This is a genomic window from Streptomyces sp. NPDC087787, assembly GCF_044743035.1.
Taxonomy (GTDB): Bacteria; Actinomycetota; Actinomycetes; order Streptomycetales; family Streptomycetaceae; genus Streptomyces.
This window is the reverse complement of the sequence record NZ_JBIUVQ010000001.1, coordinates 331864-346520: the sequence shown is the minus strand read 5'-3', so window position 1 is coordinate 346520 and position 14657 is coordinate 331864. Positions and strand designations below refer to the sequence as shown.

Here is a 14657-nt window from a genome sequence, read left to right as displayed (position 1 = left end):
GCTTGTACCAACAAGTTGAGCAAGCGGAGCAATTCCCTTGAGTTGCCTTCGCTTGCGCTGACGCAGAGGGCGGGGACGCTGCAATCCCGCTAAAGGCCAGGTGGAACAGGGTTTCGGCCCGTACTGGCGAGGTGGCCCGGTGACCGCGAGCAACGGCCGGAGGGTGGGGCTTAAGGCCCCCTTGCAGCCGTTCTGTTCCTCTGACCTCCCGGGAGACCTGATGCGACAACGAAGACCTTGGGCACCGCCGGTAAGGACCGGCCGGCGGTGCCGTGCGGTAGCTCGGTCCGTTCCGGTTCGCAGCACGGTTGCTGCGCCGACTGCCTCTCTCGCCCGTCCGTTCCGCGCCGCATGCGGGGGGACGTACGGGCGGGGGCGCGGGGAGTCGGAATCGACTTCAACGGCGCGCGGCTCCCGGGGTGCCACCCGGGAGCCGCGTTCGGGCCGTTCCTCTGTGAAAGGAACCACGACCCATGAACCCCATCGTTACTGTTCAGGACGCTGTTACCGCGTTCGCCGACTTCATGGAGCCGACGGCCGCGGAGCTGGACGCGATCGAGCTGGAGATGCCCGTGATCCTCGCGGACGTCGACCTGCTGGACGCGCAGATCCTCACGTTGGACCGGACGCCGTCCGAGCTGGACGCCCGCCGCATCCGGCGCGCCCGCCGCAGGGCGCTCGCCGCCCGCGTGGCACTGCTCAACCGCACGGCCGGCGCGAGCCTGCCCGGGGGTGCCGCGTGAGCGCCACCGGCCGGAACCTGAGTGCCGCGCACGCTGAGGTGAAGGCGGAGATCGCGCGGACCGACAGCAAGACCGGGCTGCTGTTGGCGTTCGTCGGCGCGGTGCTGGCCGGCGCGTGGACGGTCGCCCGCGACCTCCCGCTGACCCTGTCGGCCGCCATCGTCGGCGGGGGCGGCCTGGCGGTGCTGGTCGCCGCGGCAGGGATGCTGCTGCGCTCGGTGCGCCCGAACCTGGGCAACCGGCGCGAGCGCTTCGGCTTCCCGCTGTGGGCCACCCTCACCCCCGACGAGATCACCACCACCGTCAACGACGGGGACCTCGCGGCGGACGTCGCCGGCCTGTCCCGGCTGGCCGTCGCCAAGTTCACCTGCCTGCGCCGCGCGGTCGACCTCACCTACACCGGCGGGGCCCTGCTCATCCTCGCCGCCCTGCTCACGGCGGGGGGTGCGCTGTGAGGGCCTTGACGGCGCAGATGGCGAGCGACGGCGGGCCGTGGCGCCTGTACGTCGTGCTGTTCGGCGAGAGCGAGTGGCCCACCTTCCGGTGGGAGCGGTCCGGACCGGTGCCCACCGTCGCGGAGCGGCGGGCGGTGCTGGCCGGTCTCGGCTACGAGGTGGCGCCGGGCGCTCCGTGGTCCTGGATCGAGGACGGCCGGATCTACGAGGACGACAGCAGCCCGGTTGTTCTGATCGCGGCCGTGGACGTGCGTGGGCAGGAAGGGGACGCGGCGTGAGCGCGAAGACCGTTCTTCCGGCCGTCGCGATGACGGCCGTATCCATGGTGCTGACGCTGGCCGTGGTCGTGATGTGGCTGGGTACGGCGATGCCGTGGCCGGTCGCCCTGGTCGTCGGTCTCGGCATCGACGGCGGATGGCTGGCCACCCTCGCCTACGAACGCCGCCTGGCCGCACAGGGCGACCACAGCCGCGTCGTGACCGGCGTCGGCTGGTGCTTCGGCCTGATCGCGACCGGTGTCCTGGTCGCCCACGCGGTCACCGCCGAGGGTTCCACGGGCGCGTGGCTGGCCGTGGCGTGGCTGCCGATCGCCGCGAAGGCCCTGTGGCTGGTCCACGGGCTGTGGGAGCGCACCGCGCTCACCCCGACCGCGCTCGGAGCGATCCGCGGCATTCAGCAGGAGGCGCGTGACGAAGCGGCCGTGGCCCGTGCCCGGCTGCGGGCCGAGGCGTCCACCGAGGAGACCCGGCTGACGGCCGTGACGGAGGCCGGCGCCCGCGTCGCACGCGTCCAGGCCAAGACCGCCGAGACGCTCTCCGAGGCGTGGTCGACGCTGGAGACGGCCCGCAAGGGCGAGGAGACCGGGAGGGCGCTGACCAGCGTGACGACCCGCGTCACGCCCGGTGTCACACCCTGCTGGGAACTCCCGGTCTGGGGTCCCACGGATCCGGTGGCGGCGCTCCCACTGGAGGCCGGACCCGCGCTCACCGACGAAGCTCTTGACGCGTTGGTCGACGAGATCCGTCACAGCGAGACCCCGGCCCTGTCCTACCGGGAGATGGCGGCCCGCTTCCGCGCCGCCGGTCACTCCGCGTCCGAGGTCCGGTTGCGGGCCTCGTGGAAGCGTGTCGCGTGATGGGGGCGCTGCCGGTGTTCCGGTGGCGCCTGGCCCCGGACGGCTACGCCACCCGCCGCCAACTCCGCGCCCGCGGACTTCGGCCCGGTGGTCAGGGCGTGGCCGCTCAGCTCGAACGGCCACGCCGCCGCCGGGGCCCGCTGGTCGCCTACCTCTACCGGGTCGATCTGGCCAAGCCGGTGCGGCCCATGACGGACGCGAAGCGGGCGGCCCTGGCCAAGGCCAACGCCGCCCGCCGCCTCTGCCCGCAGTGCCGACGCGATGCCGGATACGTGATCCCCGGCTCGCTCGGCAAGTGCGTTCCCTGTGCCTTCCCCACCCCCGCCACCCCGCTTGACGACGACACCCCGAGGAGTACCTGACATGGGTAAGCCCGACACCCGCCGTCTGGACCGCGAGATCCAGAAGACGAACCGGAAGTTGGAGGCGGTCCGCGAGCGGGAGATGTGGCCGCTGGACGGCCGCGAGCGGCGCGCGATCGTCGCGGCCATGGCCGGCGGCTCCTACGGGGTCATGCGCGGCCGTGGCACCGACCGGGCCGACCGCCGCCTGGAGTCCGCGTGGCAGTCGGCCGAGACGCGGCTGATCGCGGAGATCACCGCTTTGCAGACGGAGCGGCAGCGCATCGTCACCGAGGCCGCCGCTGCCAAGTCCGCCAAGAAGTCTTCCGGTTGGTGGTGACGCGGCCGGCGACGGCCCGCACCGGCACCCGACCCCCACCGCTGCCGGCGGGGTGGCCGCGACCGCTACGTCCACCCCGCCCCCTTCAACTTCGCCCCGATCCGGGGCAGTCAGGAGTAGCCCTGTCATGAGCGGCAACGTCGTTCACCTGCACAAGCACACCGACCCGCCCACCACCGCCGACACCCGCCCGACCCTCACCGTCGTCCCCGAGCAGCCCGCCGCCCCGGTCGTCCCCCTGTGGGTCCGCTCGGGCCGTGCCATCCGCACGGTCATCACGCACGAGACGACCAGGGCCGCCGCACGCGGCGCCGCCCGACACGGCCTCTACGTGTTCGGTGGCGCCCGGATCGTGGCCCGCCGCACCTGGGACGGCCGCACCGCCGCCCGCTACGAGCGCATGCTCCGGGCGGCGGAGGCCGCCGGGAACTACGAGGCAGCCGCGGAGTGGGAGGAGCGCGGGCAGCGCTTCCGCGAGGCCCGGCACCGCCGCCGCATGGACCTCCTGCACTCGCCGACGGACGCGGCGAAGGGTGTGCTGGTCGGCACCGGGATGGGCATCGGCTCCCTGGTCGCCCTCGGCGTCGTCCTGGCCATCGCCAACAAGGACGCCACCGACGTCGTCACCCCGCTCATGGCCGTGGTCAAGTTCATCCAACTGTTGATCACGATCGTTCAGGTGGTGTGGGGGCCGCTCATCTCGATCGGCCCGTTCCTCGCCCTGCTCGCCCTGTGGGCCGTCGGCAGCCACCAGCAAGCCGCACCCGCCTGGGCCCTCCCGGTGAACGTCCGCGACACGGCAGGGGAACCCATCACTCCCTCGATCGTGGTCAAGGCCCTACGCGACCTCGGCGTCCCGGCGCTACGCAACGCCATCAAGGAGATGGGCGACGCCGGCGCGTCCATGCTCGGACCCATCCGCATCGCCGGATGCGGCGTGGAAGTCGACGTCACCCTGCCCTCGGGAGTGTCGACGAACGAGGTGCAGAACCGGCGCCGGAAGCTCGCGGAGAACCTGACCCGGCACGAGCACGAGGTGTTCATCACCCTCCCCGAAGCCGCCCGCACCGTACGGCTGTGGATCGCCGACTCGGGGGCGCTGGACGAGCCGATCGGCCCGTCCCCGCTGGCCACCGACGACACCCTGACCGCCGACTACACCAAGGGCCGCGCCCCCTGGGGCCAGGACCTGCGCGGCGACGCCGCGGCACTGAGCCTGTATCAGCGGCACCTGCTCATCACGGGCCTGTCCAACCAGGGCAAGACCGCCGCCCTGCGCGCGCTCGCCCTGTGGCTCGCCCTGGACCGCAGGGTGGAGTTCAGGGTGGCGGATCTGAAGGGGGCCGGTGACTGGGCCATGTTCATCGGGCTCGCCACCATCCTGATCCAGGGCCCGACCGACGACCACGTCATCGAGGCAACCGAGATGCTCGAAGGCGGCGTGACCGAGATGGAGCGCCGCTTGCAGGCCGCGGACGGGGCCGCCTTCCCGCCGCTGATCCTGCTGGTCGATGAGGCGCAGGTGGCGTTCATGTGCCCGGCCAAGGACGAGCAGAGGCGGCCGTACGGCGGCAGCAAGGCCACCAGCCGGTACTTCACCGCCGCGCGGAAGATTCACAACCAGGGCCGCGCGGTGAACGTGCTGCTGTGGCAGGGCACGCAGGACCCCACGGACCAGAACCTTCCGAAGCTGGTGCGCGAGGGCGCCCACACGCGTGCCTCGCTCGCGCTGGGTACGGAGTCGCAGGCGCGGATGGCGCTGGGGGACAAGGCCGTGGACGGGGGCGCGGCCCCGAACCTGCTGCGGCCCGGTCTGGACAAGGGCACGGTCGTCGTCGCCTCCGACGGCATCACCATCCCCGCCGGCCAGGCGTCCATCACCGTCCGCACCCACTACATCGACACCGAGACGGCCACCGAGATCGCGGAGCGGGCCAAGGCGCTGCGGGACGGGGTGACCACGCTGCACGTCATCGGGCGGGGCGAGGAGCGTGACCCGCTCGCCGACATCTTCGCCGTGCTCGGGGACGCGCCGCGCGTGCTCACCGCGGACGTCCTCAAGCGGCTGTCCGCGCTCGACTCGGATGCCTACGGGCGGTGGACGCCGGGCGACCTCAAGCGCGTGCTGGAGGACGCCGGCGCGGAGCCGTACAAGTCCGACGGCCGCATGGTCGTCGGCCGCGACCGCGTCGCCCGCGCGCTCGCCAACCGCGACGCGGATGGTTCCGCTTCCGCCTCCGAGTGACAGGGAGGCGGCCCCCGACGGGTCAGGGAGGCAGGGAGAACTCCCTGATCGCCTCCCTGACCCGCCTCCCTGGCCCTGACCAGCGCAGATGATCGGTCAGGGAGTCAGGGAGGCACGCAGGTCAGACCCCTGAAACACCCCTCCACAGCCACCCCGCAAGGGGGTGGTTCCGCCTCCCTCACCGAGCACCGGAAGGGATTCCGCATGACCCCCGAGACCACCCCCAGCCCGGCCCGTCCGGACGCCCGGATGACCGACGACCAAGCCGCGGCCGAGGCACGGCGGATCATCGCCGACGCCTACCGGCCCGCACCCGAGGTGCCGACCTCGTACCGCGACACCAGCCCCCTGCCCGCCTACGGCACCACGCCCCCGGTCCCCCAGCCGGACCACCGGATCGTCCCCGCCTGGGCCGCCGGCACTGCCGTCGCCGGGATCGGTGTCGGTGCCGCGTGCGTGGGCGTCGGGTGCGGTGTCTGGCTCGCCTGCCAGGGATTCGCCGCCGTGTCCCTCGCGTCGGTCCTGTTCGTCACCCTGCCCATCGCCGCCGTGGCCGCCGTCGCCGCCGCCATCGGATCGGCCCTGCGGGCCCTCAAGGCCGCCCACACCGAGCACCACCACCACTACGCCGGCCCGGTCCGCCAGGAGAACACCACCACGCACACCCGCGGACTGTTCGCCCGCACCACGAACCACTAGCTACGCCAAGGGCGGCCCCCCACTCACGCCAATGAATCGGGGCCGCCCTGACCATCCAGCACTGTCACAGAGAACTGGAGACCTCCCAGCATGACGCAACCCACCGACATCCGGCGAGAGCGGCACCGGCCGTTACTGCTGGACCTGTTCTCCTGCGCCGGCGGCGCCGCCACGGGCTACGCCCGCGCCGGGTTCGCCGTGGACGGCTGCGACATCGCCGACCGGTCGAACTACCCCTTCCCCTACCACCGGGGTGACGCGCTGGAGTATCTGGCCGCGCTGATCGCGTCGGGCGGGATCCGCCGGTACGCGTTCGTGCACGCCTCCCCGCCCTGCCAGCACGGATGCGCCCTGACCGTGGGCACCAACGCCTCCCAGGGCTGGGGCCGCTCCCACGTCGACCTCGTCGGCGCCACCCGCACCCTGCTCGACGCCACGGGCCTGCCGTACGTCATCGAGCAACCGAACGGGCGCGCGGAGATCCGCAAGGACTTGACCCTGTGCGGGGAGATGTTCGGGCTCGGGGTCATCCGGCACCGCAACTTCGAGTTGGGCGGCTGGACCACCACGCAGCCCGCGCACATCGCCCATCGGGGACGGGTGCGCGGCTACCGGCACGGCCGCTTCTACGACGGCCCCTACGTCGCCGCCTACGGCAACGGCGGCGGCAAGCCGTCCGTCCCGGAGCTGCAAGCCGCGATGGGCATCGACTGGACGGATGTGCGCGAGGAACTGACCGAGGCCATCCCGCCCGCCTACACCGAGCACATCGGCCGCGCCTACCTCGCGGCCGTGCGGGGGGTGGCAGCGTGAACGAGCACCTGCGCACCGCCCTGGGCCTCGCCGCGTCCGGCGTGCCGGTCCTGCCCCTGCGCAGGGGCAAGGTCCCGTTCGGCAACTGCCGCACCTGCGCGGGCAACGCGTGCGGCGGCCGGCCGAACATGAAGACCGCCGGGCCCTGCCGCTGCCCCGGCATCTGCCACGCCTGGGCCGCCGCCACCACCGCCCCGGCCGTCATCGACTCGTCCCCGTGGGTCGCGGCGTGGCGGCAGGCGGTGTGCGTCGGCTACCACCCCGGCGGCGCCGGCCTGACCGTGGTCGACCTGGACAACGCGGACGCCATCGCCTGGGCCCGCGGTGCCCTGCCCGCCACGCGGACCGTGCCGACGACGCGCGGACAGCACTGGATCTACCGAGGCACCATGGCGTCCCGCAACGCGGTGCGGCCCGGCGTCGACATCAAGTCCACGATGGCCTACGCCCGCTACCTCGGGCCCGGCACCGGCGCCATGACCGCCCTGCCGGATGCCGTCCGCGCGCTGGCCGTCAAGGAACCCTCCCCGGCCCGGCCGGCGCCGCACGCGGTAGCCGCGCCCAAGGGAGTCGGGGGCGGGGAGTGCCGCCACCGCACGCCCGCCTATCTGGACCGTGGCATCGCCATGGCGGAGCAGCGCATCGCGGAGGCCCGTAGCGCGATTCACGCGACCGTTTACCGCACCTTCCTCGCGGTGCTGTCCACGCACGGCCGGTGCGGCTGCCTCACCGAGGCGCACGTCACGCGGCTGTTCACCGCCGCGCAGAGCAAGGGCGAGACGGCCCGGCACTGCACGGACGCGTGGACCAACGCCCGCACCACGTTGGGACTGTGACCATGTCCGACGACGAAAAGAACCCAGCACGCGAGATCATCACCGACTACGCACAATCCCACTTTCGGTACTTCCGCACCGCCGACGGGACCGTGTACGCGCAGAGGAACGGCCACCCCGTGGCTCGTCCGATCCGTTCGCAGGGCACGACGGGCAGCCACCGGCAGGAACTGATGGTCGGACTGTTCAGGGACGGCATTGGCGTGTTCAACGGCACCGCGATGAAGGAGGCGCTGGACCTGATCGAAGCGTTGGCGCTGACGGAGGACGTGCAGCCCGTGCACATCCGCGTCGCCCCCGGGTTCGACGGGGCGACGTGGCTGGACTTGGGGCGCAGCGACGGGCGGTCCGTGCGCATCCATCCCACCGGGTGGGACATCCTCACCCCGGACCCGCAGGAAGTCTGCTGGCGGCGTACCCAGCTCACGGGGGAGCTGCCCTTGCCGGTCAAGGACACTGACGGCAAGGGCATCGATCTGCTGATGCGGTTGTGCAACTTCGCGACCGCGGAGACCGAGTGCCTGGCCATCGCGTGGCTCATCGGTTGCCTGGGTCCGGCCGTGCCCGTGCCGGCCCCGTTCCTCACCGGCCCGCAGGGTGCGGGCAAGTCCACCGGTGGGCGGATGCTCGTGCGGATCATCGAGGGCATGACCGGGGACCTGCGCCGGGCGCCGAAGGATGAGGAGAACCTGATCACGGCGGTGGCGGCCGGCTGGGTCACCGCCCTGGACAACCTTTCCCACATGACCCCGGAACTGTCCGACGCGATGTGCTGCATCGTCACCGGAGCCGAGAACGTCAAGCGCGCCCTGTTCACCGACGGCGACGTCTTCCGCATCGGCTACCGCCGCCCCCTGCTCCTGACCGGCATCGACGTCGGCGTCATCCGCCCCGACCTCGCCGAACGGCTCCTGCCCCTGCGACTGGAACGCCCCCGCGTCCGGCGCACCGAGGCGGAACTGTGGTCCGACTTCGCCCAGGTGCTGCCCGTCATCCTCGGCTCGCTCCTGGACCTCACCGTGCAGGTGCGAGCAGCGCAGGCGGACATCCCAACCGACCTGCGCATGGCCGACTTCGCGCACCTGTGCGCGCAACTCGACGCGGCCACCGGTCTGGGAGCGCTCGCCGCCTACCGAGCCAGCCTGGACGACCTCAACGACGACGTCATCGAGGGCGACCTGCTGGCACAGACCGTGCTCAAGCACGCCGCCGGCGTCGACCCGGGCACCGAGCAACGGATGACGTCCGCCGAATGGCTGCACTGCCTCACGGGCCTCTACACGGGCGAGGACTTCCGCCCCCTGCCCAAAGGGTGGCCAACCACCGGCAAGGTGCTCTCAGACCGACTCAAGCGCCTTCAGCCCACCCTCGCCGCCCGGGGCGTCCTCATCGACTGGGGACGCACCAACACGTCCCGCTACATCGAGATCGCGCGGCCGGCCGCCGCGCCGCCCCCGTCCGAGCAGGCAGCGGCCTTCTGACCGCGCGGCACCACGACCGCCCCACAAGCAAGAGGAGCACCCGGCCCCGCGTGCTCCTCTTGCTCTTCGGCGGCAGCGCCGCCCTGCACTGGACGCGCCGCGAAGCGGCTCCTTCTTCACTCTCTGAGCCGCGCACCACAACAGACACCACCCCCTCTTTGTCCGAAGTAGAGAGCCGCTGCGTCACCTGCGTCACCCGCACCCCGAAAACGCCCGGTGACCTGCCAGAAGACGGGTGACGCAGACAGCCGATTCCTGCGTCACCCCGCGTCACCAGCGTCACCCGATGACGGAGGACTGCGTCACCGGTGACACACCCCCAGGGTCCTGCGTCACCACGAAACCGCAGGTCAGGGCCATGAATGACGCAGATGACGCAGGTGACGCAGAAATCCGCACCTCGGACAGGCGCGGCTACGACCTCCCCGCTTGGAGTCCATATGGCAAAGCCGGCAGATCCCGACCTCCGCGCCACTCTCCGAGGCGGCCTCCCGGACCGGTACCTCACCCCCGACGACATCGCCGAGATGTTCGAGGTGCCCCTGGAGACCGTCTACCAGTGGCGCAAGAAGCGCACCGGCCCTCGCGGCTTCCGCATCGGCAAGCACCTTCGCTACGACCCCGCCGACGTACGGGCCTACGTCGACCAGCGCAAGTACGCCGAAACCGCCGCCGCCTAACCGAACACCCACCACACAGCAGGGAGAGCCGCACGGGCGGCTCTCCCTGCCGCATGTCGAGAGGACCACTGCCTGATGGCAGGCCACATCCAAGACCGGTGGTACAAGACCGAACCCGACGCCGCTGGCAAGCCCCGCCGCGTACGCACGGACCGCTACGGCACCGGGATGCGCTACCGCGCCCGCTACATCGGTCCGGACGGGACCGAGAAGAGCAAGTCATTCCCAGACGGACAGAAGCGGCTGGCAGATCAATGGCTGGCCCACATCGAGGCCGACATGTCGCGCGGCCAGTACAACGACCCGACCGCCGGACGCGTGACGTTTCGGCAGTACGCCGAGAAGTGGCTGAACACGCAGACCACCGACATGACGACGCGAGAGTCTGTCGAGTCGGCAATTCGTGGCCATGCCATTCCCTACCTCGGTCCACGGCCGCTCGGTTCCTTCAAGCCGGAACACATCCGGGACTGGCTGAGCGAACTGGAACGCGCCTTGCCCGCATCGTCGTACCGGCGTGTGATCTACAACAACGTGTCGACCATCCTCAATGCGGCTGTAGATGACGGTCACCTAACAAGGAACCCTTGCCACGCACAATCCGTGAGGCCTCCCGCCGCGGGAAGGGGCCGTGTCGTCCCGTGGACCTCCGATCGTGTCTTCGCCGTACGGGCTGCGCTGCCTGAGCGCTTCCGGGCCGCGGTCGACCTCGGAGGCGGATGCGGGCTCCGGCAAGGGGAGATCTTAGGGCTTCCCGTGGACGAAATCGACTTTGACCGCGGGTGGCTGCACGTCGTGAACCAGGTGAAGGTGACCAAGTGCGGTCTCGTGTTCGCACCACCGAAGCGCAACAAGGTCCGCGACGTCCCCTTGCCCGACCGCGTGGCGCACGTCCTCAAGGGCCATCTGGAGGAGTTCCCCCCGGTAGAGATCACCCTGCCGTGGCTTCGGCTGGACGGCCCGCTCGTCACGAGGCGACTGCTGTTCACCCGCCTTGATGGTGCGGGCGCGGTTCGGCGGACCGACTTCAACGACCGCGCTTGGAAGCCCGCTCTCGTCGCGGCCGGGGTGATCCCCCAGCCGAAGCGGGGCGAGCGTCACCAGGCTGCCCGCCAGCATGGCATGCACGCGCTCAGGCACTTCTACGCCTCGGTTCTGCTGGACGCCGGCGAGAACATCAAGGCACTGAGTCACTACCTCGGACACAACGACCCGGGGTTCACGCTCCGGGTCTACACGCACCTCATGCCGAGCAGCGACGCACGGGCCCGGAAAGCCGTGGACGGCCTGTACGAGGGCACAGATCCGGCGCCAGACGGCCCAGAGACGGCCCAGAGTCAGTGAGACGCCATGGGGTCGACGGTCCGCGACCGTCGACCCCGTCTGCTGAACCAGCGGGAAACCTGCTCTGACCTGCGCCTACAACACCGGCAGATGCTTCTTCAGTTCGAACGCCGTGACCTCCGAGCGGTACTCGTGCCACTCCGCGCGCTTGTTGCGGAGGAAGAAGTCGAAGACGTGTTCGCCGAGGGTGTCGGCGACCAGGTCGCTGTTCTCCATCAGGGTCAGGGCCTCGCCGAGGTTCTGGGGCAGCGGTTCGATGCCCATCGCGCGGCGTTCGGCGTTGGAAAGGGCCCAGACGTCGTCCTCGGCGCCCGGCGGGAGCTCGTAGCCCTCCTCGATGCCCTTCAGGCCGGCGGCCAGGAGGACGGCGTAGGCGAGGTAGGGGTTCGCGCCGGAGTCGATGGAGCGGACCTCCACGCGCGCGGAGCCGGTCTTGCCGGGCTTGTACATCGGGACGCGGACCAGGGCCGAGCGGTTGTTGTGGCCCCAGCAGATGTACGAGGGGGCCTCGCCGCCGGCGCCCGCGGTGCGCTCGGAGCCGCCCCAGATGCGCTTGTAGGAGTTCACCCACTGGTTGGTGACCGCGGAGATCTCGGCGGCGTGGCGCAGGAGGCCCGCGATGAAGGAGCGGCCCACCTTGGAGAGCTGGTACTCCGCGCCGGATTCGTAGAACGCGTTCCGGTCACCTTCGAACAGGGACAGGTGCGAGTGCATGCCGGAGCCCGGGAACTCCGAGAAGGGCTTGGGCATGAACGTGGCCTGGAGGCCCTGTTCGAGCGCCACCTGCTTCATGACCAGGCGGAACGTCATGATGTTGTCCGCGGTGGACAGGGCGTCGGCGTAGCGCAGGTCGATCTCCTGCTGGCCGGGGGCGCCCTCGTGGTGGGAGAACTCCACCGAGATGCCCATCGACTCCAGCATGGTGATCGCCTGGCGGCGGAAGTCCATGCCGATGGCCTGCGGAGTGTGGTCGAAGTAGCCGGAGTTGTCCGCGGGCGTGGGCCGGGAGCCGTCCAGCGGGCGGTTCTTGAGCAGGAAGAACTCGATCTCGGGGTGGGTGTAGAAGGTGAACCCGAGGTCGGAGGTGCGGGCCAGGGCGCGCTTGAGGACGTAGCGCGGGTCGGCGAAGGAGGGCGAGCCGTCCGGCATGAGGATGTCGCAGAACATGCGGGCCGTACCGGGGGCCTCGGCACGCCAGGGCAGGATCTGGAAGGTGGACGGGTCGGGCTTGGCGATCATGTCGGACTCGTAGACCCGGGCGAAGCCCTCGATGGCGGAGCCGTCGAAGCCGATGCCCTCGTCGAAGGCCTGCTCCAGCTCGGCCGGCGCGACGGCCACGGACTTGAGGAAGCCGAGCACGTCCGTGAACCACAGGCGTACGAACCGGATGTCGCGCTCCTCCAACGTCCGGAGCACGAACTCCTGCTGCTTGTCCATCTTCCGCTTCCCATCCTTGCTGGTCAGGCCGCCTGTGTGCGCTGTCACGGGAGACCGTCGGGCACCCGAGCATCCCACCACTGCCGCGTTTCGCACGTGTTGCGGAGCCCTGGCGCCCGGCCGCCACGTGAGGCGATCGCCCCGCGTACGGCAGGTGTACCGCTCTGCCGCCCATCTTGCCCGCTCGCACCGTCATCCGTAATGGCCGATCCGTCACCCACGTGACCGAAACCACGCCGCTTTAATTTGCATCTCAAATGCAAGTTTCAATACCGTTTCGATCAGTCGAGCGATCGAGCCCGTCCGATCGAGTCATCGAGGAGCCACCATGCTGTCCGAGCAGTCAGCAGCAACCGTCCGCGCCACCCTTCCCGCCGTCGGCGCGGCCATCGAGCGGATCACCGAGCGCTTCTACGCCAGACTGTTCGACGCCCACCCCGAGCTGCTGCGCGACCTGTTCAACCGCGGCAACCAGGCCGCCGGCACCCAGCGGCAGGCTCTGGCCGGCTCCATCGCCGGCTTCGCCACCCACCTCGTGGCGAACCCGGACCAGCGGCCCGACCTGATGCTCCAGCGCATCGCTCACAAGCACGCGTCGCTCGGGGTGACTCCGGAGCAGTACCCGATCGTCCACGAGCACCTGTTCGCGGCCATCGCCGAGGTGCTCGGCGACGCGGTGACCCCGGAGGTCGCCGACGCCTGGACCGAGGTCTACTGGCTGATGGCCAACGCCCTCATCGCCATCGAGAAGCGCCTGTACGAGCAGAGCGAGCAGCGGGGCTGGCGCGCGTGGGAGGTCGTCGAGCGGACAGAGGAGACCGCGGACGTGGCCACCTTCAGGCTGCGCCCCGCCGACGGCGCCCCGGTGCCCGGCTACCGGGCCGGCCAGTACGTCTCGGTCGGCGTCGAGCTCCCGGACGGGGCCCGCCAGATCCGCCAGTACAGCCTCACCGCGGCCCCCGGCTCGCCGGAGCGGCAGTTCGCCGTCAAGCGGGTGGCCGGCGACGCCACGACGCCCGACGGCGAGGTCTCGAACCACCTGCACGCACACGTGCGCGTGGGTGACGTCCTCCAGCTCTCCGCCCCGTACGGCGACCTCGTCATCGAGGAGACCGAGGCACCGCTGCTGCTCGCCTCCGCGGGCATCGGTGTCACCCCGATGATCGCCATGCTGGAGCAGCTCGCCCTCGCCGGCCACCGCGCCCCGGTGACCGTGGTCCACGCCGACCGCTCGCCCACCGCGCACGCGCTCCGCTCCGACCACCAGGCGTACGCGTCCAAGCTGCCGGACGCGCGGCCGGTCTTCTTCTACGAGCAGGACGCCGAAGGGGCCGGGCGGCCCGGCCTGGTCGACCTCGGCGACGTCGAGGTCCCGGCCGGCACACGCGCGTACCTGTGCGGTCCGCTGCCCTTCATGCGGGCCGTGCGCGAGCAGCTGATCGGCAAGGGCGTGTCCCCGGCCGACATCCACTACGAGGTCTTCGGCCCGGACCTGTGGCTGGCCCAGCCGGCCGCCTGAGCGATCCGGCCGACGTGCCGTGAAGGCCGGCCGAGGCGGTTCACACCGCTCCGGCCGGCCTTTCGTGTGCTCGTGCAGAAACCTTCCGGGCCCCCGGCACCGACCCGCTCAGGTCGCCCGCCGCATGGCGGGCAGGCCCAGCAGCAGCGGTCCCGTCGGGGCCGCGACCATGTCGGCGACCGTGAGGGGGTCGAGGGCGGCGTAGAAGGCCTCCTGGGCCCGGCGCAGGGCCCCGCGCAGGCGGCAGTCGGAGCTGAGCGGGCAGGGAGTGCTGCCCTCGCAGTCGGCCACGTCGCCCTCGCCCTCCAGGGAGCGCACGAGGGCGCCGACCGAGGCGTCGCGGCCCGCCTCGGTGAGCGTCAGTCCGCCGCCGCGGCCGCGGCGGGCCGCGAGCAGACCGCGGTGCTGGAGTTCGGCGACCACCTTCGCGGTGTGCGTGTACGGCACGCCCATGTCGTCCGCGACCTCCCGGGTCGTGGGGCTCGACTCGCCGGCGACCGCGAGCCGCATCAGGACGCGCAGCGCCATGTCGGTGGAGCGCAGCAGCCGCATGGGGGCCAGGGTAGGTAATACGCATCCTTCGTTCAAC

16 protein-coding genes are annotated in these 14657 nt (G+C 71.2%); 14 read left to right on the top strand and 2 right to left on the bottom strand.

Going from position 1 to position 14657, the window contains the following annotated elements; genetic code table 11:
- Nucleotides 1-473 precede the first annotated feature (473 nt).
- The 13 genes from ACIOWN_RS01650 (at nucleotide 474) to ACIOWN_RS01590 (ending at nucleotide 11112) form a co-directional block, all read left to right on the top strand.
- On the top strand, nucleotides 474-743 hold the full coding sequence (locus ACIOWN_RS01650) for a DUF6284 family protein (protein WP_401979725.1): 270 nt from the start codon (nucleotides 474-476) through the stop codon (nucleotides 741-743).
- Entirely contained in the window at nucleotides 740-1198 is a 459-nt protein-coding gene (locus ACIOWN_RS01645; RefSeq protein ID WP_401979723.1) for a Pycsar system effector family protein, read from the top strand. The genes ACIOWN_RS01650 and ACIOWN_RS01645 overlap by 4 nt, the downstream gene beginning before the upstream one ends.
- Nucleotides 1195-1476 carry a DUF6303 family protein gene (locus tag ACIOWN_RS01640; RefSeq protein ID WP_401979720.1) on the top strand — a complete coding sequence of 94 codons (282 nt, stop codon included), beginning with the start codon at nucleotides 1195-1197 and terminating at the stop codon, nucleotides 1474-1476. The genes ACIOWN_RS01645 and ACIOWN_RS01640 overlap by 4 nt, the downstream gene beginning before the upstream one ends.
- Nucleotides 1473-2333, top strand: coding sequence for a protein spdB (locus ACIOWN_RS01635; protein ID WP_401979718.1), 861 nt, complete (start codon nucleotides 1473-1475; stop codon nucleotides 2331-2333). Before ACIOWN_RS01640 ends, ACIOWN_RS01635 begins: the two co-directional genes overlap by 4 nt.
- Nucleotides 2333-2695 (top strand): RRQRL motif-containing zinc-binding protein, encoded by a 363-nt coding sequence (locus tag ACIOWN_RS01630; RefSeq protein ID WP_401979715.1) that lies wholly within the window; start codon nucleotides 2333-2335, stop codon nucleotides 2693-2695. Before ACIOWN_RS01635 ends, ACIOWN_RS01630 begins: the two co-directional genes overlap by 1 nt.
- Nucleotide 2696: 1 nt before the next feature.
- A complete protein-coding gene (locus ACIOWN_RS01625) occupies nucleotides 2697-3014 on the top strand; it encodes a hypothetical protein (protein WP_401979713.1) in 318 nt (105 codons plus the stop codon).
- 127 nt (nucleotides 3015-3141) lie between these two features.
- Nucleotides 3142-5259, top strand: coding sequence for an ATP-binding protein (locus ACIOWN_RS01620; protein WP_401979711.1), 2118 nt, complete (start codon nucleotides 3142-3144; stop codon nucleotides 5257-5259).
- Nucleotides 5260-5463: 204 nt separating this feature from the next.
- Nucleotides 5464-5958, top strand: a complete 495-nt coding sequence (locus ACIOWN_RS01615; protein WP_401979708.1) for a hypothetical protein — start codon at nucleotides 5464-5466, stop codon at nucleotides 5956-5958.
- A gap of 90 nt (nucleotides 5959-6048) precedes the next feature.
- Nucleotides 6049-6771, top strand: a complete 723-nt coding sequence (locus tag ACIOWN_RS01610; RefSeq protein ID WP_401979706.1) for a DNA methylase — start codon at nucleotides 6049-6051, stop codon at nucleotides 6769-6771.
- A complete protein-coding gene (locus ACIOWN_RS01605) occupies nucleotides 6768-7607 on the top strand; it encodes a bifunctional DNA primase/polymerase (protein ID WP_401979704.1) in 840 nt (279 codons plus the stop codon). Before ACIOWN_RS01610 ends, ACIOWN_RS01605 begins: the two co-directional genes overlap by 4 nt.
- 2 nt (nucleotides 7608-7609) lie before the next feature.
- Complete coding sequence (locus ACIOWN_RS01600; protein ID WP_401979701.1) at nucleotides 7610-9088, top strand: ATP-binding protein; 1479 nt, start codon at nucleotides 7610-7612, stop codon at nucleotides 9086-9088.
- Nucleotides 9089-9528: 440 nt separating this feature from the next.
- Nucleotides 9529-9768 carry a helix-turn-helix transcriptional regulator gene (locus ACIOWN_RS01595; RefSeq protein WP_401979699.1) on the top strand — a complete coding sequence of 80 codons (240 nt, stop codon included), beginning with the start codon at nucleotides 9529-9531 and terminating at the stop codon, nucleotides 9766-9768.
- A 75-nt stretch (nucleotides 9769-9843) separates the two neighbouring features.
- Nucleotides 9844-11112, top strand: a complete 1269-nt coding sequence (locus ACIOWN_RS01590; RefSeq protein ID WP_401979696.1) for a tyrosine-type recombinase/integrase — start codon at nucleotides 9844-9846, stop codon at nucleotides 11110-11112.
- A 75-nt stretch (nucleotides 11113-11187) separates the two neighbouring features.
- Here the strand turns inward: ACIOWN_RS01590 and glnA are convergent, their stop codons facing one another.
- The gene (gene glnA / locus ACIOWN_RS01585; protein WP_100567106.1) at nucleotides 11188-12549 is read right to left on the bottom strand and encodes a type I glutamate--ammonia ligase; all 1362 of its coding nucleotides are present in this window, start codon (nucleotides 12547-12549) and stop codon (nucleotides 11188-11190) included.
- A gap of 328 nt (nucleotides 12550-12877) precedes the next feature.
- Between glnA and ACIOWN_RS01580 the strand changes: the two genes are divergently transcribed.
- Complete coding sequence (locus ACIOWN_RS01580; RefSeq protein ID WP_401979693.1) at nucleotides 12878-14068, top strand: globin domain-containing protein; 1191 nt, start codon at nucleotides 12878-12880, stop codon at nucleotides 14066-14068.
- A gap of 108 nt (nucleotides 14069-14176) precedes the next feature.
- Here ACIOWN_RS01580 and ACIOWN_RS01575 read toward each other — a convergent pair whose 3' ends face one another.
- Nucleotides 14177-14620, bottom strand: a complete 444-nt coding sequence (locus tag ACIOWN_RS01575; RefSeq protein WP_362347694.1) for an Rrf2 family transcriptional regulator — start codon at nucleotides 14618-14620, stop codon at nucleotides 14177-14179.
- Nucleotides 14621-14657: the final 37 nt, after the last annotated feature.

Coding starts and splice junctions, on each gene's coding strand:
- ACIOWN_RS01650 (WP_401979725.1), top strand. CDS start 474: ATGAACCCCATCGTTACTGTTCAGGACGCTGTTACCGCGTTCGCCGAC.
- ACIOWN_RS01630 (WP_401979715.1), top strand. CDS start 2,333: ATGGGGGCGCTGCCGGTGTTCCGGTGGCGCCTGGCCCCGGACGGCTAC.
- ACIOWN_RS01625 (WP_401979713.1), top strand. CDS start 2,697: ATGGGTAAGCCCGACACCCGCCGTCTGGACCGCGAGATCCAGAAGACG.
- ACIOWN_RS01620 (WP_401979711.1), top strand. CDS start 3,142: ATGAGCGGCAACGTCGTTCACCTGCACAAGCACACCGACCCGCCCACC.
- ACIOWN_RS01615 (WP_401979708.1), top strand. CDS start 5,464: ATGACCCCCGAGACCACCCCCAGCCCGGCCCGTCCGGACGCCCGGATG.
- ACIOWN_RS01610 (WP_401979706.1), top strand. CDS start 6,049: ATGACGCAACCCACCGACATCCGGCGAGAGCGGCACCGGCCGTTACTG.
- ACIOWN_RS01600 (WP_401979701.1), top strand. CDS start 7,610: ATGTCCGACGACGAAAAGAACCCAGCACGCGAGATCATCACCGACTAC.
- ACIOWN_RS01595 (WP_401979699.1), top strand. CDS start 9,529: ATGGCAAAGCCGGCAGATCCCGACCTCCGCGCCACTCTCCGAGGCGGC.
- ACIOWN_RS01590 (WP_401979696.1), top strand. CDS start 9,844: ATGGCAGGCCACATCCAAGACCGGTGGTACAAGACCGAACCCGACGCC.
- glnA (WP_100567106.1), bottom strand. CDS start 12,549: ATGGACAAGCAGCAGGAGTTCGTGCTCCGGACGTTGGAGGAGCGCGAC.
- ACIOWN_RS01580 (WP_401979693.1), top strand. CDS start 12,878: ATGCTGTCCGAGCAGTCAGCAGCAACCGTCCGCGCCACCCTTCCCGCC.
- ACIOWN_RS01575 (WP_362347694.1), bottom strand. CDS start 14,620: ATGCGGCTGCTGCGCTCCACCGACATGGCGCTGCGCGTCCTGATGCGG.